Raw genomic sequence first — 22438 nt, 5'->3', positions numbered from 1 at the left:
CGTAAAAATGTTATGATAAAAGAAAAAAAGGAGGGAATTTGATAGTGAAATTTATCCATGCAGCTGATTTACATGTAGATAGGTCTTTTGAAGGCTCAATTCCATTTGACAAACGTGTGCAAAAAAAATTATTACAGGCAAATCAAATGGTTCTAAAAAATATTGTAGATCAAGCGGTGTTCCATGAAGTTGACTTTGTTTTATTTGCTGGAGATACTTTTCATCAAAATAAACCTTCGCTTAAAACACAAAAGTACTTTTTTGAACAAATGGAACGTTTAAATAAACTAAACATTTCTGTGTACATGATTTTTGGAAACCATGACTATTACCAGAAAGAAAGATATTGGTTTGATTTTCCTGAAAATGTTCATTTGTTTGTGAACGAAGAAGTAAAAACAAATGAATTTAAACTGAATTCTGGAGAAAAAGTTGCTATCAGTGCTTTTAGCTATTGTCATCCATGGATACAACAAGAAAAAGTATTAGAGTTTCCCTCTCGAGCAAATGTAGATTATCACATTGGAATGTATCACGGGGAATTGGGCACAAGAGATCATGGTAATTATGCGCCATTTAGTTCTAATCAAATGCAAGAAAAAAATTATGATTATTGGGCGTTAGGTCATATCCATGTTCCAACTGTCCTTAGTACTAACGGGAGAATAGTGTATCCTGGCGCACCTCAAGGACACACGAGAAAGGAACAGACCTCAATTTCTGTTTCATTAGTAGAGTTGAAAAAAAGTGCGTATCAAACTATTCCTATAGAGGTAGCAGAGGTATATTGGTATCGTCAAAAAATTTCTTTTGAACATATTCGTACAACTAATGAGATTTTCTCAATGGTTCAACGACAACTGGAAGTCCCTAATAATAAATTTCATCTAGTTGAGCTAGAGATTACTAATTATGAACATTTAGGAATAGATTTTGTAGAGCGAATTAATTCTGGTGAGGTATTAGAATATTTGATTGGAGAATTAAGCAAATATACATCAAATTTTTTTATATGGCGTATCTCTCTTATGAAGAATACTGCTCAGAAACAGACAATTCTAACTGTCTCAAAAAATTTGAAACATCAATTATTTGAAAGCTATCAAACGTCTCAAGATTTCAAACAAATTTTAAGTGAATTGTATAGCCATCCAGGAGCAATAAAATTATTGAATGAGTTACCTGATTATCAGAGTGAAACATTAATAGCTGCACAAGAATTAATCAATCAGGATTTTCAATTCGAGGAGGATAATGAATGAAAATTTTACGGATTGAAATTAATGCTTTTGGAAAATGGCGCCAAAAGAATTTTGATTTTTCTTCAGGTAATCAATTGATTTATGGCGAGAATGAAGCAGGTAAATCAACTGTTTATCAGTTTATACAGGCAATTCTCTTTGGTTTTCCATCAAAAGGAAGAAAAAAGAAAGATTATACACCAAAAGATGGAGCGGCTTATGGTGGTCGTATCTGGTTAGAACATCCAATCCATGGTGAATTCATGGTTGAACGTTATAAGCAGCAGAATCGTGGAAAGGCAAAAGTTGTTTTTGGCGAACAAATAGGAAGTGAAACATTATTAGCTCAGTTGATTTCACCATTAACTAGAGAATTATTTCAACAGGTGTTTACTTTTCAGCAAGAGCAGTTATCAGAATTAGATCATCTTAGAGAAAAAGAATTACATGATATGTTGATATCATTAGGAATTACTGGAAGTTCACAAGTTTTTAAAAAAAGACAAGAGTATTATAATCAGGCTCAAAATTTATATAAGAAAAAAGGACAAAAATTACTTATCAACCAAAAGTTAAATAATTGGAAAAGTTTACAAGAAAAAATTCATCAAAAACAAGCACAAGAAGATTTTTTTAGTCAGCTTGTGATGCAAGAGCAAGCCGCAAAAAAAGAGCAAGATAAATTAAGACAAGAAATATCAAAGAATAATGAAAAATTATTGCATTTAAACCAGCAAAAAATCAATTTCTCACTTTACGAGGAATGGCAAGAATTACAAGAAAAGACACTTAATGAATTACCAAATGAGCAACTAATGACAGATCTACAAGAGTTTTCTAACAGATATCAACAAATGAGTGAACGTTTGGAAGAACTAGAAGCAACTTTAGAAAAACATAGCGGGATGGATCTGCAATCAGCGCAATACTATTTTTTCTTAGAACAAGAAACGGAATTAAAAAATCTTTTAAAAGAACAGGCTCAAGTTGAGCAGTTAGTTAATGAATGGCAAAGACTTCAGGTAGAAACACGCGAAACAGAAGCAGAGTTAAAGATTTTAGAACAGCGTTGGGGTTGGCAAAGACAAAATCAACCAGTAGAATTTCAACAAAGTTCCGAATGGAAAACGTTATTTTCACAAAATCAACAATTTTTAGAAGAAGACCGACAATTGACAATTCGATTACAAGTTGCAAAAGAACAGCAGGAATTGATTGATGCAGAAATCAGTCAGTTGGAAGCACGCTATCCCTTTCTTTTACAGAATCAGCAGGAGAAGGAGGAAAAACGAAATAGTATTCCTTATATAATTGCAGGTGGGATAGTTATAGCCTTAGGATTATTTTTCCCTCTTCCTTGGAAAATTATTTTCTTGCTCAGTGGAGCTGGGATTATAGGAAGTTATTTCTTGCATCAAGAAAATAATAGCAAAAATAATTCTTTAGAAGTCAAAGGAATGTGGCAAGAAAAACTAGGACAATTAGATGTTGCATCTGCACAAATCGCAGAAGTAGAAGAAAATAGGAAACAAAATCAACAAATGAAACAACAGTTTAATCAACAAGTACAGTATTTTGTTGATCAATGGTGTCTAAACCAACTAAATACAGTTGAGTTAATGAAAGAATACGGCCAAGAAGTTATGGACTATCAACGACTTTGTGCTATTTATGAGCGAAAGCAAAAAAGAGAAAGAGAAATTCAAGAGAAGTTGCTATTCTTAGAACGAAAATTTGATATTGTTCAAGAATGGCTACCTGTTCAAGACAAGCATATTTCTGAAAAAATGGCATTACTGGCACAATTTGTTCAAGAAATGGAACAAATGAAATTTGCTCGTAGCTACCAGCAAAATACATTACTCACGCAAGAAATTAATCAATTGAAGAAGAAGCAAAAAGCATGGCTCCAAGAGTATGCACAACAACTTAACGAGGCACAACTTACGTATCCATCTGAAGTACCATTCTTTTTGCAAAAAGCACATGAGACAATCCAAAAACAAGAAAGACTTGCTGAACTAAGTAAAATACTCACACCATTATTTCCTGAAAAAATGACACGCTCATTTTTAGAACAAGAAAGCCTTCGTTTAGATCAATTACAACGACAACTACAGTTGGAAGAAAAAGCTGCAAGTGAACAACAACAACGTTTAAATATTCAAGTTGAAGAATTACAAAAAGATGGTACACTTGATGAACTATACCAAGAAGAAAGCCGCCAGAAGGCAGAATTAGAACATTTGATGGTGGAGTGGGGAGCATATGAAATTGCTGGTACTTTTTTAGGTGATTTATCGACTGAAATGAGTGAGCGGCAATTACCGCAGTTGTTAAAAGAGGCTACTTATTATTTGGGATTACTAACCGACCACAAGTATCAAAGAATTTTATTAAAAGAAGATTTATTGACTCTCACAGATGGAAAGACAGAATTTCCTATTTATGAGCTATCTACAGGAACCAAAGATCAATTAATCATGGCAATGCGATTTGCTTATCTTTCTTTGGAAGCAAATCGAGCGCTTTGTCCAGTAATTATTGACGATGGTTGGTTACACTATGATTCGCACAGAAAGTATTACTTAGCAAAACTTTTAGCAGAGTTTGGTAAAAAGTATCAGATAATTTGTTTTTCTTCTGACAAAGAAATGTTAAGCTATTATCAAGAGTTACAACAATCTGTGAAATGGCTAGAAGGAGCATAGAATGAAAAAAATTCGTGAATTAATCATTGATGAACAGTTTGAATTATTTGTCTTGATAAAAAATGCTGACGTAAGAATGGCAAAAAATGGTAAAAAATTTATTGCATTTACTTTTCAAGATACTTCGGGAACAATTGATGGGAAATATTGGGACGCTTCCGAGGAGGAAATTAGCAAATTTACTGCAGGAACTGTTGTTTTTTTGAGCGGTAAAAGAGAAGTATATCAAGGAAATCCTCAAGTAAAAATTATCCACATGCGTTTGACAAAAATTGATGAACCTAGTGAACCAAGTCTTTATATGGAACGAGCACCAATAAAAAAAGAAGAAATGGAAGAGGAAATCAATCAATTATTGTTTGAGATTACGAATGCACATTGGAATCGTATTGTACGTTATTTATTAAATAAATATCAAAAACAATTTTTCGAGTATCCAGCGGCAAAAAGAAATCATCATGCATTTGCTAGTGGACTAGCTTATCATACGTTGACGATGCTTCACTTAGGAAAAGCAATTGCAAATGAATACCCAGAGATCAATCGCGCATTATTGTATGCTGGAATTATTTTACATGATTTGGGTAAAGTTATTGAATTATCTGGTCCAATGTCAACTGAGTACACTCTAGCTGGCAATTTAGTGGGACATTTGGTTCTCGTAGATGAAGAAATTACTAAAGCTTGTATTGCGTTGAAAATCAGTGAAGAAGATGAAGATGTTTTAGTGTTAAGACATATGGTTCTAGCACATCATGGTCTTTTGGAATACGGATCACCAGTGCGACCAAGAATTATGGAAGCTGAGGTTTTACATCAAATCGATAACATCGATGCGTCAATGCAAATGATGTTGACTTCTATTCGTCAAACAGAACCTGGAAAATATACAGATCGAATTTTTGGTATGGATAATCGCAGTTTTTATGTACCAAAAGATATCTGACTAGTGTGTTTAAATAAACTAAAAAAGAAGTAAAGCGACTCATGAAGAGGAGTCTGCTTTACTTCTTTTTAGTCATAAAATTTATTTTGAAGAGTCTGTAGTCGCTGTTTCTGAACTATCAGTTGCTTCAGTTGATTTTTCTGTAGCTGAAGAGTTAGTTGATTTTTCAGAATCAGATGTTGCTTCTGAACCTGAAGAAGATGTAGTGAATGCACTCAAGACACTTTCAAAAGCATCATCTTTGATTTTCACATTAGCATCTTTTAAGACTTCACCGATAACTTTTGTTGTAAATGCACTATCGTTCAATTTTGTTTGAGTAGCGATTTCTTTTAATTCATCTTTGTATTTATCCATGTCATCGCCTTTAGAAGAAGTCTTAACCATTTTTACAACGTAATAATCAGTTGCATAAGTTGAAGCATTAGTAGCGGAAATCACGTCAGAAATTTCGCCATTTTTCAATTTAAAAGCGGCTTCTTTTACTTCGTTAGGGACAGTTGTTGTTTCAGAATCAAATTTGATTTTTCCACCGTCATCTTTAGTTGTTGTATCAGTTGAGTTATCTTTTGCTAATTTAGTGAAGTCATCACCTTTATCAGCTTTTTCTTTCACGCTTTTCGCATCGTCTTCACTTGAAAGTTTGATGATTTGTGCTTCTACTTCTGGATGGAAAGAAGCCCAAGCAGTTTTTAAGTCATCATTTGTAATATCAACATGTGCTTTTAAACCAGCTTCAAGTGCTAGGTTATTGCGGATATAGTCTTTGTAAGAATCTTCTGTATAACCGGCAGCTTTCAATTGAGATTCAAACCCGTCACCTAATGATTCTGCTTGTTTTTTGTATTCAGCGTCAACTTTTTTATCTGTTACTTTATCGCCATATTTGTTATTAAATACTTTGTAAATAATCATTCTTTGAACCAAAGTTTGGTTAGATGATTCTAATTTTGCTTCATCATAGAAGTCAGAAACAGTGATAGTTCCACCCTTCATTGTAGCGATATCTTTGTTTGTACCATTAGAACAAGCAGCTAGCGTTAAGACAGCTAAAGCACTAGTCGCTGCTAAAATTATTTTTTTTCTTTTCATTTTAGTTTTGCACTCCTGTTTTTTTATATTTAGTTGTTCACATCTACAACTATACCATATTCTAATTCCTAAAAAAAAGCTTCTAATGAATAGTTTCAAAGAAAATTCATGTTTTAATCATATTCATTACGAGAATATGACAAAAAAACGGGTTAAAATGCATAATCGTCGTGTTTTAACTCAATTAGTGAAGATTTTCTTCAGGAAGTTCAGGTAAGTTGGTAGAAATTTTTTCTACTTGTTCTTGAATCTGAGTAATTCTTGGTTCTGCTTGAAATTTAAACTCCTGTACATCTTTTTGAATAGAGTCTTGGAACTCCGGAATGAGTGTAGCTGCAGTTTCTTTTGTTTCGGCTAAGGCCTCTTTAAAGTGGTTGAGACTATTATTTAGATCTAGCGTTAAATCAGCAGCTTCATCTAATTCGTCAATCAATTTTTTTCGAGTATCATTACCACTTCTTGGAGCAAAAAGAAGTCCACCTACAGCGCCTACAGCTGAACCAAATACGAGACCTTTCAGAAATTGTTTAATCAATGTCATTCACCTGCGTTTCAATGGTTTCTTGGATGGTTGCCAGTTCACTTGCTGAGTAATCTGCTTGATGATTACCAAAGTGGATTGAAAAATCATCTGTTGTTGCGTAACGCGGTACCAGATGAATATGTGAGTGAAAGACAGATTGGTATGCTAACTCACGATTGTTATTCAAAATATTTAAACCTTTCATATCAGGAAATGCTTTTTCTAGACCACGAGCAATTTTTGGCACGCGCGAAAAGACGGCACCAGCTAATTCTTGGTCATAATCAAATATATCAGAAACGTGCCGTTTTGGTACAACTAAGGTATGACCTTTAGTTGCTTGTGACAAATCCAAAAACGCATACACTTTGTCATCCTCATAAATTTTATAGCTAGGAATTTCTTGGTTGATAATTTTGCAAAAAATACAGTTTTCCATACGAGACATCCTTTCTGCTAAGAATATTTTGGCTAAGTTAACTTTACCATAAGTTCTGATTGTTGTAAGGAAAAAAACAAATTGTCAACATTTTCTTCATGGTATAATAAAGAAGCGAGTAAACAAGATCAATGGAGGAAAAGAAATGAGTTTAACGATTGAACACGTGACGGGAGGATATGGACATCTTCCTGTGTTAAAAGATATAAGTTTTGAAGTACATTCAGGCGAAATGGTGGGCTTGATTGGATTAAATGGTGCAGGTAAAAGTACAACGATTAAACACATCATTGGGTTGCTAGAAGCAACTAAAGGGAAAATCGAAATCGATGGTTTAACATTGAAAAGTGATATTGAAAAGTATCGAAAACAAATTGGATACATTCCAGAAACACCTTCATTATATGAAGAGCTGACTTTACGAGAACATATTGAAGTGACAGCTATGGCTTACGGTATCCCCCTAGAAGTAGCGATGAAGCGAGCAGAAAAATTGTTGGAGACGTTTCGATTAGAAAAACGTTTAGACTGGTTTCCTGCTAACTTTTCAAAAGGAATGAAACAAAAAGTCATGATTTTATGTGCTTTTTTAATTGAACCCTCGCTATATATCATTGATGAACCTTTTTTGGGTCTTGATCCTTTAGCAATCAATGCGTTGTTAGAATTGATGGTTGAAATGAAGAAAAGTGGTTCTGCGATTTTGATGTCAACTCATATTTTGGCGACTGCTGAAAAATACTGTGATCGCTTTGTGGTTTTACATAATGGTGAGGTTCGAGCACAAGGCACGCTGGAAGAGTTAAGAGAATCATTTAACCTTCCAGATTCATCCTTGGATGAGATTTATGTCGCATTAACGAAGGAGCAGGGACATGAATGATTTTTTTCGAAAACGTTTAGCTAGACACCAAAAAAAAATGCTAAAGTATATGCGCTATGTTTTCAATGATCATTTTGTGTTAGTTTGTCTTTTTTTGGTGGGAGGAATTGGTTTTTATTATTCTAGTTGGCTGAAAAGCTTAGCTCCTTCTTTTGAGTTTGGTGGACTGATTGTTTCAGTTTTTTGGTTACTTAGCTTGGCAGTAGGAAAAATTGCAACTTTTGCCGAGGCAGCAGATATTGTTTTTTTATTGCCACAAGAAAAGGAAATGCGAGTATATTTAAGCAAAGCTTTCCGATATTCTTGTTTATTTCCATTCCTTGTTTTATTTTTGGCTAGTGGATTTGCAATGCCGTTAGTGGTAGTGAGTACCGGACAGCCATTTTCAATGTATTTGATCTATTTGATCTTGCTTGTCTGCCTAAAAATGGGTCATCTACAAGTAAAGCGAGCGGAACTTTTTCGATTTTCTAATCAAGCTTTACGTTGGTTTAAAAGTGGATGGTATGTCTCAGCTTTTGTCATTTTACTACTTACGTTCTATGTGTCCATTTGGTTAGGTTTAGTGGCCGCATTAGTACAAGCTGGTATTTATTATTGGTATTTATGGCGAAAAAATGAGGTACAGATTGACTGGGAAAAAATGATCCAAGTGGAAGAAAATCGTCTTCATCAAATTTATCAGTTTATCAATTTGTTTACTGATGTACCAGAAATTTCAGCAAAGGTAAAACGCCGACGTTACTTAGACCCGCTATTGAATAAAATCAAAAGGAACCAAAGTCAAACATATCTTTATTTATATACTAGACGATTTGTTCGTGGGTCTGATTTTAGTGGTCTGTATCTGAGACTACTGTTGATTGGTTGTTTGCTGATTATAGGTGTAACAGATTTAACATTTAGTTTGATTATTGGCTCATTGTTTTTATATTTGATTGGTTTCCAGTTGTTGCCGCTATATAGCCAGTTTCGCTATATGGTATTAGTGCAACTGTATCCCATAAAAGAAACACAGAAAAAAACAGCTATTCAGCAATTGTTGTTGGGCATATTAGGTTTAGCAGCTCTTATTTTTGGAGTGATTGCAGCTTTTGTTTTGTCTGGGGTAGAACGCTGGATTCCTATTCTGGTTTATTTGGTTTTTGTTTTTCTTTTTGTAAAAATGTACGTTCCCACACGTCTGAAGAAGCTGTCAGACTAATAATTGTCCAAGTTAAAGTGAGAAAGGTCATATCGTTGATCTTTCTCTTTTTTCTTTTTTAGAAAAGTTGGTTTTTTGAATGAAAAAATGCTGAAAAAGAACGTATATGTGCTTGACGTTATGTGTCGGGGCGACTAGAATAATAATTACTGCAAATGAAAGAGTTTAAGAGGATGGGAGAAAGCATGATGGAGTTTCAGTTAGACCAAGAGTGGCGGTTACGGCCCATCAAAGGGGATACAGGAAAAACATACATAGGCATGCGTGACGAAGATAAAGTCTTCATCAAACGTAATACAACCCCCATGCTTGCTGCGTTATCTCGAGAAGGAATTACTCCTAAACTTGTTTGGACAAAAAGAACAGGTAATGGAGATACGTTAACAGCTCAAGAATGGCTGGATGGTCGCTTATTGACTACTACAGAAATTGGGCAAAGAAATGATGTTATTGATGTCCTATATCATTTGCATCATTCTGACTCATTAAAAACAATGTTGAATCGAATAGGTGGTCGTGTCGTTACGCCTGAGACGATGTTGAAAAAATACAACCAAGAACTCCCAGAAATATTAAAAAAAAATCAGTTTATCCAACTTGTCCATCAATTTTTGAGTCAGCAAGTACCTCATACAGATAAAAAAGAGTTTGCTGTTGTTCATGGAGACGTGAATCATCGTAATTGGTTAGTTTGTAAAAATTATTTATATTTAGTTGATTGGGACTCAATCATGTTTGCTGATCCAGCAGTTGATATTGGAACGATTTTAGGTAATTATGTTCCGCTTTCAAACTGGAATCAATGGTTGATTAGTTATGGTATTCGCCCAACTGATGAAGTTCTTGAGAAGCTTCACTGGTATGCAGTGATGAATTTATTGCAAGAAATCACTCGTTATTGCCTTCGAGGGGATGACCGACGAATGAATGAGGAAATTTTACAATTAAAACGAATTTTTAGTGGCTGAGGTTGAGCCCAAACTCTTTAGAGATTTGGCCAACCTTTTTTATTTGAGAAAGGAATTATGAATTATGCGTGTTAGAAATCGTCCTGGTGCAACAGAATTGTTAGCTGCGCATCCAGAGTTTGTTATTAGTAATCCAACTGAATGGAAAGGACAATGGACTGAGCTCTTTGGTAACGATCATCCAATCCATATAGAGATTGGAATGGGAAAAGGTCAATTCATCAATGGAATGGCAAAGGCACATCCAGAAATCAATTACATTGGTGTGGAGATGCAAGTCAGTGTTATTTCTCTGGCGCTAGATAAGTTAATTGAAGAACCGCTACCTAATTTGAAATTACTTCATGTTGATGGTTCAGCGCTGACAGAGTATTTTGCGGATAGTGAAGTCGATCAGATTTATTTGAACTTTTCTGATCCATGGCCAAAAAAGCGTCATGAGAAACGTCGTTTGACGTTTAAAACTTTTTTAGCGGTGGATGAACAGATCTTGCGACCAGAGGGTGAGATTCATTTTAAAACAGATAATCAAGGATTATTTGAGTATTCTTTGGCAAGTTTTTCTCAATATGGCATGATAATCAAACAAGTCTGGCTTGATTTGCATGAGAGTACATTCGAAGGAAATATCATGACTGAGTATGAAGAAAAGTTTTCTTCTCGTGGTCAACGTATCTATCGAGTAGAAGCACAATTTAAAGATAAAACACAATAATCAAAAGGAGGTGTGACAAATATTTTGTCACACCTCCTTTTTCTGAATAAACATTTTCCAAGTAGTACTTCTTTCATAATCTTATTATTTAAAGATGGACAATTCTATCATAGCTTCCTTTTACTTAGCATGGTGGAATAAGTTGGAATTTTGAAAATGAAAAGAGTCCCATATCCGTGATTTTTAGTTCAGGAATAACAGATAAAGTCAAAAATGACAAGGTCAGAAAGGGATCAAATAGCTGACTAGCACCAATTTGACGAGCGGCAGTTGTTAAGCTAGTTAATTCTTGATTTACCTCTAGAAAAGGTTTTTGAGACATCAATCCACCAATTTTAAGGGGAAGACTAGCCAGTTCCTGTTGACGATTGACAGCAATCATGCCACCCCCTTTTTTGATTAACTGTTCTATAGCAAAAAGCATATCTTTATCGTTTGTTCCGACGACAACAATATTATGAGAATCATGCGAAATCGTAGTTGCTAAGGCTCCTTCTTTTAGTTTGAACCCTTTGACGATGCCAAGACCAATATTTCCAGTTCCTTTATGTCGTTCAATAACAGCAATTTTCAAATAATCTTTTTCAATAGAAGGAACAAAGAACCCGGATTGAACGGTGACTTCTGAGAATAAGTCATTAGTAATTAAGCTGTTAGGGATAATCTCGATGATATGCGCTTTATTTGAACTTAAAGACAGCTTTAAAGAATCATTTGTCAAAGATGCCACTGTCATGTCCGGTAAGTCTTCCATCAGAGAATTTTTTGGTAGTTCACTGGTTGTATCGATGAGTTTTCCGTTCGTTACGAGTTGTTCACCATTATGAAACACTTCTCGAATTGGTAAGGTTTCAAGATCATCTGTTAAGAAAAAGTCAGCTTGATAACCTGGCGCAATTGCTCCAAGCGTGGATAGACCGAAACATTCCGCTGCATTTAGAGATGCCATTTGGATTGCTTGTAATGGATCCATACCTAATTCAATCACCTTACGGACGATATAATCAATCGAACCCTCACTCACTAAGTCGTCAATTAATTTATCATCTGTGACAAAGAAGCAACGCCGAGAATTTTCTGGAGTAATAGCTGGAAAGAGAGCGGCTAAATCTTTTGCAACAGTTCCTTCACGAATCATCAAATACATACCCAAATCAAGTCTTTCTCTCGCTTCTTTTGCAGTTGTGGCTTCGTGATCGGTACGAATTCCAGCAACAGGATAGACATTTAACCCCTCACCAGTAATTCCAGCTGCGTGTCCATCAATTTTTTTGTGATGATCAATCATTAATTGAAGTTTATCTAAAATTTCTGTTTCAGCATTTGCGACTGCTTGGTAGTTCATTACTTCAGCAAGACCAAGAACTTCGGGCATTTCTAAAAAAGGAGCTAGTGTTTTGGCATCTAGGATAGCGCCATTTGTTTCAAAAGGTGTAACGGGTACACATGAAGGAAGCATGAAAAAAATATTCATAGGTGCATTTTGAGCATCTTCCAGCATAAACTTTAAACCCGTACTACCAGCAACATTTCCAATCTCATGAGGATCTGTTACAACTGTTGTTACACCATGTAATACAGAAATTTTAGCAAATTCTTGTGGACAAAGCAGAGAGCTTTCGATATGAACATGTCCATCAATAAACCCTGGCACTAAGTACTGATTATTTGCATCGTACGTTTGTTTTCCTTCATATTCGCCGATCCCGACGACTTTTCCATCACAGATAGCAAGAGTATTTGACATGATTTTTCTGGTGAAGACATTGACGATTTTAGCATTCTTGATAACTAAATCTGCTGGTTGTTGTTTGCTCGCAACTAAAAGATGTTTTTTTAGCAATGATTCCAAAGTGGCGCCTCCTAAGATAAATTTTTAATAGTATAACACAAATTCGGATTTAGCCAACATTTTTTATGAAATTATCAAAATCCACGATAAAAAATTGATAAACGCGTATGTTTTTGTTGGAGGGGAGGATAATGGATATTAAGAAAATTTCAGATGAAATCATTACAGAAGCCTACAAAAGAAGAATAGAAGATGTTTATATTTTACCAAAAAAAGAAGGTTATCAGCTTCTTGAGCGTAAAGGTAAAAACCGAACATTAAGACGGAATTTTTCAAAAGAGATAGGTCAACAATTGATTTCCAGATTCAAATACTTAGGGCAAATGGATATTGGGGAAAAAAGAAAAGTACAATCTGGCGCATTGACTTATAGGTGCGGAAATTCAAGTGTCGAAGAAGAGATTCGTCTAAGACTTTCATCTGTAGGGGACTATCAGCAGCGAGAAACTTTGGTGATACGGTTGCTTTATCCGCTTGGTGATCAGCATTTCCGCTGTTTTTCTTTAGACGATCTAGGAGAATTACATCGGCATACTGGGACACGTGGCTTATATCTATTTAGTGGACCAGTTGGATCAGGAAAAACCTCTTTGATGTATCGTTTGGCTCAGAAAAACTCAGAACAAATCATTACTGTGGAAGATCCTGTGGAATTGGAAGAATCAACGTTTTTACAGCTACAAGTCAACGAGAAAATCCACCAAAATTATGAAGAACTATTAAAGCTCTCTTTACGTCATCGGCCAGACTTATTGATTGTTGGAGAGATAAGAGATGCGCTAACTGCTCAAATGACTTTACGTGCGGCATTGACTGGGCATCGAGTATTTGCCACTATTCATGCCAGAGAGTTAGCAGGTATTTTGCCAAGAATAGAAGAATTGATTGGTCACCACCAAGCATTGTCAGACTGTTTAAAAGGGATTGTTTATCAAGAAATATTACCAGATAAAGAACAATCTTCTGCTGTGTTATGGAGTTATCAGTTTTTTGAAAAAATACGGGAAGAATCAGCTAAATGGAGCGATAAAGAAGCTAAACTTAAAGTAGTCCGAGAAAAGTGCTGGCAAACGAGTTATCTTCAAGCCGAAAGAAACGATTGGAGGTCTTATCCATTTGAAGAAATTGAATAAAAAACAACAACAACAGTTTATTCAAATTATTGCTGATTTACTGAGCAATGGTTTCAGTTTACAAGAAGCATTGCAGTTAGTAATTAAGTTGAAGTTATTTCCAATTGAACTACTAGAAGAAGTCCAAAAAATAGTGAGTGCTGGTGGCTCATTTACAAAGATACTAGCTTACTGTGGGTTTAACAAAACTTATCTTGTACAGATTGAATTGGCTGAAACACATGGGAACTTAATAGCTACATTGGAAAACATAGCCGGTCAGTTTCAACGAATGGGTGCATTTCAAAAAGAGTTGCAAAAATTGCTAAGCTATCCCTTGTTACTTTCGCTATTTTTGATTGGTATTTTGTTTAGTATGCGCCAAATTGTTTTGCCACAATTGTTAATCTCAGAAATGGTTCCACAAAATCATTGGGGAATTCAGTTAATTCAAACATTTCACTGGTATGTGTTAGGCATCTTATTGTTGCTAAGCGTCTTATATGGAGCTATTCGTTTTTTTGATCGGAAGGGAAATTCATTACGGCGAAGTCAGTGGATTAGTCAATTGAAAATTTTAGGACCAGTTTATGCGTTGTATCAGTCTGCTTATTTTTCGTTGGAATTAGGGAAACTTTTTAGCGAAGGACTTGAGCTGAAACAAGTAGTTTTGTGTCTGAAAGAAACAAAAACAGGTAGTTTGATGCAACAATTAGCTTTACAAATGGCAGATGAATTAGAAAAAGGAAGTGCATTAGCAAGTCAATTTGAAAAATACTCTTTTTTAACGGAAGAGTTTAGCACAATCATTCAGCAAGGAGAGTTAAAGGGAAATTTAGGGAAAGAATTATTATTTTATAGTAATTACACACGCCAACTTTTTTTTGAACGGTTAAATCGATGGTTAAATTGGATTCAGCCGGTGCTTTTTTTAGTGATTGCTTGCTTGATACTTATGATTTATGCAGCGGTTTTGTTACCCATTTATGGAAATCTTGAGGAGGTTATTTCATGATGATAGAAAATATTAGTAAGAATGAACAAATTAAGGGAAAACCCTTGAGAAAAGTACAAGCTTTTACTTTGATTGAAATGTTGATTGTTTTATTGATTATCAGTGTGTTAATTTTATTATTTGTACCAAATCTTTCAAAATATAAAAATCATGTAGATGAAGAAAGTCAAGCAGCGGTGATCCAGTTAGTTGATACGCAAAAAGAATTGTACGCTTTACAAAATAATGGGAAAGTCCCGACTATTGATGAGCTGCTTGCAGAAGGCTATATCAAACAAGAACACGCAGATGTCTATAATAAAAAATAAATATTCAGGGTTTACTTTAGTGGAAACCTTATTCGTTTTTTTAATTACGTTGTTCTTCGTGACAGTTCCTATTTTTTCGTTTGAACATTTACAAAAAGATATAGCAATACATCAATTTTTCAGTCAATTTGAAAAACGAATTTATGCAGCGCAGAAGATTGCAATTGTCAGTCAGCAAGCGACTCGAATACATTTAACTGATGATCAGCAAAAAGTTTACTTTGGTGTACCTAAATACACTAAATTTGATTGGACGTATCTAAAAATTCCAGAAAATTTAAAAATACAACGTTATGGAACAGTGATTTTTGCTGGTCGAACGGTAAATGACAGTTCACTAAAAACTTATCAGTTTTACTGGCCAAAGAAAAAACAAAAAATTACATATCAATTCCAGTTGGGAAGTGGTCATTATACTAAAAAAATCGAATAAGTCTGGTTACATATTATTAGAAACAATGACAGCACTGGGGTTGGTCTTAATAATCGTCTATGGTGTCAGTGCACATCAGACATTTTTATTAGAGCAAGAAAAAAAGAGCAATCAAGAAGTCCAGCTGGCACGTATCATTTATGAAGAAGCACGAAAATACCGACTACATGAAGGATTGAAACAAGTTGCTCGGGACCAACCAATAAAAAGTAAAGTTGTTCTTCAAACAAATCAGCGTGCCATTCAAAAAATTCGAATAGAAGTTAAGCGAAAGGGCGTATTGGAAATTGAAAAAAAACCAGAAGTATCCAAGCTTTACTCTGATTGAGTGCTTGATATCCTTTCTTGTTTTTAGTGGGGTGATACTAACAGTTACTTTGATTATTCGACGTGCAGATCAGTTAGATCAGTATTTACAAAGGAAGGATCAGAAAGAATGGTTGATTTTTTTGACACAATTTGAAAATGAAGTTGCAGGTAGCACATTGTCGGATATACAAAGAAAACAATTTCGCTATGTTATAGAAAATAAAACGTATATTATTGAGCAGTATCAATCAATTGTTCGAAAAAGACAAACTGCTGGTGGACATCAACCAATGCTAATGAATGTTGACGAGTTTAGTTTTGAGGAGAGGGACAATGAAGTCATACTTGAAGTTAAATTTGAAAATGGAGAACGTGGGTATGGTAAATGGGCAAAGCCGTGACCAACAAATGAAAACAGGCTTTAAGGGAAATATTTTATTTTCTACTTTATTATTATTCTTGTTGTGTAGCTTTTTATTAGCAACAGTGGTTGATACCTATCGATTAACAGTTGACTTTAATCAGCGGACAAAGTTCTTTTACATAGCACAAACTATGAAGGAACTTTGCCTATCGGAATTTGTGCAAGAGGAAAACATAGCACAGAACGGAAAATGTATCTATAATACGGGAGTAGTTAAATATGCGATTGAAAATCAGAAGATGAAATTTGAAATTTCGGTTGATGTATTTGACTTTTATTTTACAGAAACGATACAGAATGATACAGTTAGTAGTACAGAATAAAGGTATAATCATGAAAACGTCCTCTTTTCTGTTATATCACTGTTTTAGCAGAAGAATGTTTGTCGTTTCACAAACAAAAAAACAGTGAAAACGATTGAAATTTTTGTGATTGTCCGATAGAATTAAACAGGTGAAAAAATTGTTATAATATATCTAGAAATGAGGTGCACCATGTTACCAGAAAAAATGGAGCAAGGGTTTAATCAAAACCTTGAAGCAATTCAATTGCTTCAAAATGCATTGGGAACTTCCTTTTTAGAGGCTTATGTCGAGAATGCTGAAAATTTAAATGACGATTATCAAGTTCGGGTAGTCGATGGCGTGCCAACGCCAGAAGTTGTCCAACAAATTGAGACGATTTATAAAGAGTTGAAAAAGTTGTCTTTTGAACCAGAGGAATGGCGTCGTCTATCACAACTACTTTTATTAAAAGGTAGTCAAACAGAACGGTTGCAAGCTAATCATCAGCTTACGCCAGATAGCATTGGATATTTATTTGTTTTCTTGATTGAACAGTTGTTCACAAATAAAAAAGAACCGGTTAAAATTTTAGATATTTCGGCTGGAATGGGTAATCTACTACTAACAGTTCTTTTAAATTTGAAAATTGCTAACTATCAAGTTGAAGGATTTGGTGTCGATATTGATGATACATTGTTGTCTGTGGCTGCATCGACAAGTGAATTGACACAAGCAAACGTTCAGTACTTTCATCAAGATGGGTTACAAGATTTACTGGTTGATCCTGTAGATTTTGCTATCAGTGATTTACCCATTGGTTACTATCCGAATGATCAGAAAGCCAGCGAATTTTTGACAAGTGCAGATGAAGGTCATAGTTATGCACATCATTTATTGTTAGAACAATCAATGAAGTATGTAAAACCAGATGGCTTCGGATTGTTCTTGATTCCAAGTAATTTCCTAGAAACTGATCAAAGTGAAATGATCAAAAAATGGTTTAAAGAAGAAGGCTATCTTCAAGGAATGGTTCAGTTGCCAGATGAATTATTCCGCAAAAAAGAATCACAAAAAAGTATTTTAATTTTACAGAAAAAAGGTCCGCAAGCAAAACAAGTCAAAGAAGTATTACTTGTTAAACTTGCTTCACTTAAAGAACCAGAGAAGGTGACAGAATTCTTTAAAGAATTTGAAGATTGGAAATCATCTGCTCTGTAATCATTCAAAATAGAAGGAGAGTACTATGTCTAAAACAATTGCAATCAATGCTGGAAGTTCAAGTTTAAAATGGCAATTATATCAAATGCCTGAAGAAACAGTTATCGCCAAGGGAATCGTTGAGCGTATCGGCTTAAGCGACTCTATTTTTACAATTAAATACGGTGACAATCAAAAGTTCGAACAAATTTTGGATATCGCTGACCACGACATAGCTGTTAGAATGTTATTAGACCAATTGATTGAATTAACAATCTTGAGTTCTTATGACGAAATCACAGGTGTTGGACATCGTGTTGTTCATGGTGGAGAAACGTATAGTGACTCTGTTGTCGTGACGGACGAGGTAATGGAACGAATTGCAGAATTGGCAGAATTTGCCCCATTACACAACCCAGCAAACTTGATGGGAATCAAGGCATTCAAAAAAATCTTGCCTGATATCATCAGTGTTGCAGTATTTGACACATCTTTCCATGCAACTATGCCAAAACATAACTACTTGTATAGTCTACCAACTTCTTACTATGAGGACTTTAAAGTAAGAAAATATGGTTTTCATGGTACAAGTCATCGATATGTTTCAGAACGTGCAGCTAGTTTATTAAACAAACCAATTGAAGACTTAAAGATCATTACTTGTCATTTGGGTAATGGTGTTTCAATCACCGCTGTTGATGGTGGAAAATCAGTAGATACGTCAATGGGATTCACACCGTTAGCAGGAGTAACGATGGGGACTCGTTCAGGTGATTTAGATCCAGCTGTTTTACCATACTTAATGGATAAATTGGATCTGACAATTGATGAAATGATTACAGTTTTAAACAAAGAATCTGGTTTATTAGGCTTAACAGGCTTATCAAGCGATATGCGTGATCTTGAGAAAAATTATGAAAAAGAGCATATCCGGTTAGCTTATGATATTTTTGTTGATCGTATTCGTAAATACATTGGTGGTTATGTAACTACTATGAATGGCGTCGATGCAATTGTGTTTACCGCTGGAATTGGTGAAAATGATGCGCACGTACGCAGTGAGATTATTAAAGGAATGACTTGGTTTGGGTGTGAAGTAGATCCCGAATTGAATAGCATTCGTGGTGAAGAAGTGGAAATTTCAACACCAGAATCTAAAGTAAAACTACTGGTTATTCCAACGGATGAAGAATTAATGATTGCTCGCGATGTGGAACGTTTACGCGGATAATAAAATTTTAAAAGAATGCCAAACTTAAGTTTGGCATTCTTTTTACATAATTCTGAAATACAAAATGTTTATCCCAAAGATGGAAGCTAATAGGCATGGAAGCAACTATCTACAAGTCAATTGTTGTCCGTCATTCAATATAGTTAAAACGAATAAAGCAGGGAGGGAGCGAACCGATTGTATCCGATTTATGATGTGATTGAAGAAGAAATCCAAAAGTTAAAGAAACCAAGTGTCATAGGAATCGATGGCAGTTATGCTTCAGGAAAAACGAACTTTACAACACAATTAGCCACTTATCTTAAAAATAATGGTTATGATGTACAAGTCATTCATTATGATAGCTTTCATAAACCGCTTCCCTTGATCAAATGGTCTGAAGAAAAAAGTAGTGAAGTGGATGCCTTTTATCATGCTTTCAATAGTCAAAAACTTTTGAATGAACTTTTGATTCCTTTGAAGCAAGAAGGTGTATTTAACAAGACAATCAAAGGTCTTGATTGGGTATTAGCTACCTATGTTGATGATTTGCCGATTAATATTGATGAGCATACAATTGTGCTTTTAGAAGGATCGCTTTTATTTAGAGAGAAGTTACTTCCATTTATTGACTACAAAATCTTTTTAGAGGTGTCACTGGAAGAAGTTATGCGAAGGGGAAGAGAAAGGGATGTACCGAAAGTCGGCGAATGGATTATGGACAAATATCGTACACGTTATATTCCAGTTTACCAACGACACCTTGAACAAAATCATGTAAAAGAAACCGCTGATTTGATTATCGATAATAACGATTATAATCATCCTAGTATAAAGTAGTTTACTTATTATAAGGGTTCTTATAATGAAAAATAAGCTTGTTTTGTCCAATGCATCTTGTAATAGGTATTTTAAAACTTAAAAAAAAATCCCCGCCAATCATACATGATGATTGGCGGGGATTTTTAATTAAATTACTCTTCGTCGTCACCTGTTGGTAGTTGGTTTTCTAAATCTGTACGTACGACAAGGACGTCGCAATTTGCATTACGAATCACATACTCAGAAACTGAACCAATGAATAAACGTTCTACAGCGTTTAGCCCAGTTGCACCTAATAAAATCAAATCAATATCATTGTCATCAGGAATTTCTTTGGCAATGATTGGTTTTGGTGAACCATATTCCACAATAGTCGAAACTTTTTCTAGCCCAGCTTCTTTTGCACTCTTTTCGTAGTCAGCTAGTGTTTGTTTAGCCATCTCTGTTGCTTGTTCAGCTAACATTCCATCAAATGAAGAAACAGTTTGAAATGCACGAGTATCAATAACATGTGCTAGTAAAAGTTCTCCGTTATTACGTTTTGCAACGTTGACCGCTTTTTTAAAAGCTAATTCCGCTTCGGCAGAGCCGTCGACGGCAACCATGATTTTTTTATATTGTTGTAACATAAGTGTTCGCTCCCTTCAAAGATCAGTTCTTTTCCTATCCTTATTGTAAAGCACTTTGCAAAAAAAGAAAATTATTTTACTGCTTAGTGGACGATATTTTTTTAGCAAATGAAATACTGAAAATAGTTGAAGCTAGAATAACAACTATTAAGAATAAAAAGGCAAGCATTCTTTGATTAAAAAAGATGACGAGTAAACCTAATGCAGCAAGAAAGGCATAGACAACACCTGAAAACTGCAAAAAGGCTTGGTTCTTTTCAGATGGTTCAATTAAAACGAAGAAAATAGATTGTTTCTTGAATAAATAATAGCTAACAAAGACCAGTAGTATGGTTGCAATAGATATCAACACACGAATCATGAAGCGTTCCCCCAAAAAAATCAGAATAAAAATAGAAAAAGCAATTTGCTAAAAGCAAATTGCTTCATTCTTAAACAAAAGGTAATCTCCGTTAATGCCGTTGTTTGTCCTGTAGTATTGATCCCGCAAATTCTAGCAGGTGGGTCCCACGGTCGAAGCTTTGAACTACCAAATGATAAGGCATGTTACCAGCAGTGACACAAGACAGGTCCCAAGATATCAATAAAAATGTTCGGTCAACACACAAAGAGGACAATTCGAACATCACAGATTTCCCATCTCTATAGTAGCATAGGAATTTAAAAAGAGCAACGGGAGTGCTCCTTGGAAAGAAACCGTTTTATTTTTGAGGGGAATGCTTTTTCCAATTTTGAATTCGTTCATATTGTTGCTTTAAGGCTTGTTCATATTTTCCAGTTTCTTTTGGTTGATAATAGTTTTCATTTTTTAATTTGTCTGGTAAATATTGTTGATTGACCCAAGCGTGTTCAAAGTTGTGGGGATACTGATAATCAAGTCCGCGTTTTAATTTTTTCGCACCTTGGTAATGGCTGTCACGCAAATGATCTGGGACCTCACCGGCTTTGCCTGCTCGGATATCTGCAATGGCAGCATCTAGTGCAGTATAAGCAGAATTAGATTTAGGGGACAAACAAAGATCAACCACAACATCTGCTAAAGGAATTCGTGCTTCGGGTAATCCTAGACGTTCTGCTGCAAGAACAGCGTTAACAGTGCGGGCTGCTGCTGCGGGATTTCCTAGACCGATGTCCTCGTAGCCAATGACCATTAGACGTCGACAAATACTTGCAAGATCACCAGCTTCCACTAAACGTGCTAGATAGTGCAGGGCTGCGTCCACATCGCTGCCACGAATCGATTTTTGGAAAGCAGAGATGACGTCGTAATGAGCGTCTCCATTTTTATCATGAGTTAATGCTTTTCTTTGTACACATTCTTCAATGATTGCTAAGGTGAGGTGGATAAGCCCATCTTCTATCGGTTTAGTTGATCGTGCTGCTAGTTCAAGGCCGTTTAACGCACTTCGCAAGTCTCCATTTGTTGCTCGTGATAAATGAAGCAAGGCGTCTTCATCAAGTTGAATCGGTAATTCTCCAAGTCCACGTTCTTTATCAAGTAAAGCTGTTTGAATTGCTGATTGTATATCTGTCTCATTTAAGGGTTTGACTTCAAAAATTTGTGTTCGACTACGAATCGCAGGATTAATGGTGATATAAGGATTTTCAGTCGTTGCGCCAATTAAAATGATACGTCCACTTTCAAGATGAGGCAAAAGAAAATCTTGTTTTGTTTTATCTAGTCGATGAACTTCATCAAGTAACAAAATGACTGTCCCGCTCATTTTGGCTTCTTCAGCTACAACTTGTAAATCTTTTTTTGAATCAGTTGCGGCGTTCAACGTACGAAAGGCATAGTTTGTAGAACCAGCAATGGCACTAGCAATACTGGTTTTTCCGGTGCCAGGTGGTCCATATAGAATCATTGATGACAACATTCGCGCGTCAACCATTCGGCGAATGATTTTTCCTTCACCGACTAGTTGCTGTTGTCCAACGACTTCATCGATTGTGCGAGGACGCATTCGATAAGCTAAAGGTTGTTGCATGAAGTGACCTCCCTTTCAATTTTTCGTTCGTTTATTATAGCATAGTTTGTAAAAAACTGGCGGAAAGAACATAGAAGAAACGTTTTGTTTTCATGGCATGTAACGGAAATATTGTGTATGATAAAGTAGGTGG

24 protein-coding genes and 1 other RNA gene are annotated in these 22438 nt (G+C 35.2%); 17 read left to right on the top strand and 8 right to left on the bottom strand.

The annotated features are described in order from the left end of the window. Nucleotides 1-41 precede the first annotated feature (41 nt). The 3 genes from AC4BD1_RS11175 to AC4BD1_RS11165 are packed head-to-tail and all read left to right on the top strand — an operon-like array spanning nucleotide 42 to nucleotide 4898. Nucleotides 42-1262, top strand: a complete 1221-nt coding sequence (locus AC4BD1_RS11175) for a metallophosphoesterase (protein ID WP_206910347.1) — start codon at nucleotides 42-44, stop codon at nucleotides 1260-1262. Next, nucleotides 1259-3952 (top strand): ATP-binding protein, encoded by a 2694-nt coding sequence (locus AC4BD1_RS11170; RefSeq protein ID WP_490485618.1) that lies wholly within the window; start codon nucleotides 1259-1261, stop codon nucleotides 3950-3952. The genes AC4BD1_RS11175 and AC4BD1_RS11170 overlap by 4 nt, the downstream gene beginning before the upstream one ends. Before the next feature lies 1 nt (nucleotide 3953). Further along, entirely contained in the window at nucleotides 3954-4898 is a 945-nt protein-coding gene (locus AC4BD1_RS11165; protein WP_206910336.1) for a 3'-5' exoribonuclease YhaM family protein, read from the top strand. Nucleotides 4899-4979: 81 nt separating this feature from the next. Here AC4BD1_RS11165 and AC4BD1_RS11160 read toward each other — a convergent pair whose 3' ends face one another. The 3 genes from AC4BD1_RS11160 to AC4BD1_RS11150 all read right to left on the bottom strand — a co-directional run bounded on the left by AC4BD1_RS11160 (nucleotide 4980) and on the right by AC4BD1_RS11150 (nucleotide 6952). After that, complete coding sequence (locus AC4BD1_RS11160) at nucleotides 4980-5990, bottom strand: peptidylprolyl isomerase (RefSeq protein ID WP_206910333.1); 1011 nt, start codon at nucleotides 5988-5990, stop codon at nucleotides 4980-4982. Between the two features lie 184 nt (nucleotides 5991-6174). Continuing rightward, nucleotides 6175-6525, bottom strand: coding sequence for a YtxH domain-containing protein (locus tag AC4BD1_RS11155; RefSeq protein ID WP_206910331.1), 351 nt, complete (start codon nucleotides 6523-6525; stop codon nucleotides 6175-6177). Next, a complete protein-coding gene (locus AC4BD1_RS11150; protein WP_206910329.1) occupies nucleotides 6518-6952 on the bottom strand; it encodes an HIT family protein in 435 nt (144 codons plus the stop codon). The genes AC4BD1_RS11155 and AC4BD1_RS11150 overlap by 8 nt, the downstream gene beginning before the upstream one ends. 145 nt (nucleotides 6953-7097) lie before the next feature. Between AC4BD1_RS11150 and AC4BD1_RS11145 the strand changes: the two genes are divergently transcribed. The 4 genes from AC4BD1_RS11145 (at nucleotide 7098) to trmB (ending at nucleotide 10722) form a co-directional block, all read left to right on the top strand. Then, entirely contained in the window at nucleotides 7098-7835 is a 738-nt protein-coding gene (locus AC4BD1_RS11145) for an ABC transporter ATP-binding protein (RefSeq protein WP_206910327.1), read from the top strand. Further along, a complete protein-coding gene (locus tag AC4BD1_RS11140; protein WP_206910325.1) occupies nucleotides 7828-9039 on the top strand; it encodes an ABC transporter permease in 1212 nt (403 codons plus the stop codon). The genes AC4BD1_RS11145 and AC4BD1_RS11140 overlap by 8 nt, the downstream gene beginning before the upstream one ends. A 185-nt stretch (nucleotides 9040-9224) precedes the next feature. Next, nucleotides 9225-10007 carry a phosphotransferase family protein gene (locus AC4BD1_RS11135; protein ID WP_490486033.1) on the top strand — a complete coding sequence of 261 codons (783 nt, stop codon included), beginning with the start codon at nucleotides 9225-9227 and terminating at the stop codon, nucleotides 10005-10007. A gap of 64 nt (nucleotides 10008-10071) precedes the next feature. Next, nucleotides 10072-10722, top strand: coding sequence for a tRNA (guanosine(46)-N7)-methyltransferase TrmB (gene trmB / locus AC4BD1_RS11130; RefSeq protein ID WP_490466531.1), 651 nt, complete (start codon nucleotides 10072-10074; stop codon nucleotides 10720-10722). A 124-nt stretch (nucleotides 10723-10846) separates the two neighbouring features. On the opposite strand, the gene ade is transcribed toward trmB, so the two are convergent. Continuing rightward, a complete protein-coding gene (gene ade / locus AC4BD1_RS11125) occupies nucleotides 10847-12574 on the bottom strand; it encodes an adenine deaminase (protein ID WP_206910322.1) in 1728 nt (575 codons plus the stop codon). 131 nt (nucleotides 12575-12705) lie between these two features. Between ade and comGA the strand changes: the two genes are divergently transcribed. The 10 genes from comGA (at nucleotide 12706) to AC4BD1_RS11075 (ending at nucleotide 19706) form a co-directional block, all read left to right on the top strand. Beyond that, nucleotides 12706-13707, top strand: a complete 1002-nt coding sequence (gene comGA / locus AC4BD1_RS11120; protein WP_490466530.1) for a competence type IV pilus ATPase ComGA — start codon at nucleotides 12706-12708, stop codon at nucleotides 13705-13707. Further along, entirely contained in the window at nucleotides 13652-14701 is a 1050-nt protein-coding gene (gene comGB / locus AC4BD1_RS11115; RefSeq protein WP_490467316.1) for a competence type IV pilus assembly protein ComGB, read from the top strand. Before comGA ends, comGB begins: the two co-directional genes overlap by 56 nt. Continuing rightward, a complete protein-coding gene (gene comGC / locus AC4BD1_RS11110; RefSeq protein ID WP_206910343.1) occupies nucleotides 14701-15009 on the top strand; it encodes a competence type IV pilus major pilin ComGC in 309 nt (102 codons plus the stop codon). The genes comGB and comGC overlap by 1 nt, the downstream gene beginning before the upstream one ends. Continuing rightward, complete coding sequence (gene comGD, locus AC4BD1_RS11105; protein ID WP_490485617.1) at nucleotides 14990-15442, top strand: competence type IV pilus minor pilin ComGD; 453 nt, start codon at nucleotides 14990-14992, stop codon at nucleotides 15440-15442. Before comGC ends, comGD begins: the two co-directional genes overlap by 20 nt. Before the next feature lie 25 nt (nucleotides 15443-15467). After that, on the top strand, nucleotides 15468-15770 hold the full coding sequence (locus tag AC4BD1_RS11100; RefSeq protein ID WP_490466528.1) for a hypothetical protein: 303 nt from the start codon (nucleotides 15468-15470) through the stop codon (nucleotides 15768-15770). A gap of 31 nt (nucleotides 15771-15801) precedes the next feature. Next, nucleotides 15802-16152, top strand: coding sequence for a competence type IV pilus minor pilin ComGF (gene comGF, locus AC4BD1_RS11095; protein ID WP_490466527.1), 351 nt, complete (start codon nucleotides 15802-15804; stop codon nucleotides 16150-16152). Continuing rightward, nucleotides 16130-16498 (top strand): competence type IV pilus minor pilin ComGG, encoded by a 369-nt coding sequence (gene comGG, locus AC4BD1_RS11090; RefSeq protein ID WP_206910314.1) that lies wholly within the window; start codon nucleotides 16130-16132, stop codon nucleotides 16496-16498. Before comGF ends, comGG begins: the two co-directional genes overlap by 23 nt. Before the next feature lie 171 nt (nucleotides 16499-16669). Beyond that, the gene (locus tag AC4BD1_RS11085) at nucleotides 16670-17677 is read left to right on the top strand and encodes a class I SAM-dependent methyltransferase (RefSeq protein WP_206910313.1); all 1008 of its coding nucleotides are present in this window, start codon (nucleotides 16670-16672) and stop codon (nucleotides 17675-17677) included. Nucleotides 17678-17702: 25 nt separating this feature from the next. Beyond that, entirely contained in the window at nucleotides 17703-18887 is a 1185-nt protein-coding gene (locus tag AC4BD1_RS11080; RefSeq protein WP_206910312.1) for an acetate/propionate family kinase, read from the top strand. A gap of 177 nt (nucleotides 18888-19064) precedes the next feature. Next, nucleotides 19065-19706: a uridine kinase family protein gene (locus AC4BD1_RS11075; RefSeq protein ID WP_206910311.1), complete on the top strand. Its 642-nt coding sequence runs from the start codon at nucleotides 19065-19067 to the stop codon at nucleotides 19704-19706. Nucleotides 19707-19840: 134 nt separating this feature from the next. Here AC4BD1_RS11075 and AC4BD1_RS11070 read toward each other — a convergent pair whose 3' ends face one another. The 4 genes from AC4BD1_RS11070 to AC4BD1_RS11055 all read right to left on the bottom strand — a co-directional run bounded on the left by AC4BD1_RS11070 (nucleotide 19841) and on the right by AC4BD1_RS11055 (nucleotide 22305). Further along, on the bottom strand, nucleotides 19841-20317 hold the full coding sequence (locus tag AC4BD1_RS11070; protein ID WP_206910310.1) for a universal stress protein: 477 nt from the start codon (nucleotides 20315-20317) through the stop codon (nucleotides 19841-19843). A gap of 76 nt (nucleotides 20318-20393) precedes the next feature. Then, nucleotides 20394-20678, bottom strand: coding sequence for a hypothetical protein (locus tag AC4BD1_RS11065; protein WP_206910309.1), 285 nt, complete (start codon nucleotides 20676-20678; stop codon nucleotides 20394-20396). 81 nt (nucleotides 20679-20759) lie between these two features. Then, a non-coding RNA gene (ssrS, locus tag AC4BD1_RS11060) (6S RNA) lies at nucleotides 20760-20954 on the bottom strand. A gap of 64 nt (nucleotides 20955-21018) precedes the next feature. Continuing rightward, nucleotides 21019-22305 (bottom strand): replication-associated recombination protein A, encoded by a 1287-nt coding sequence (locus AC4BD1_RS11055; RefSeq protein ID WP_490485616.1) that lies wholly within the window; start codon nucleotides 22303-22305, stop codon nucleotides 21019-21021. Nucleotides 22306-22438 lie beyond the last annotated feature (133 nt).

This window comes from Enterococcus sp. DJ147D b (assembly GCF_058216655.1).
This window is presented reverse-complemented; position numbering and strand designations above follow the sequence as displayed.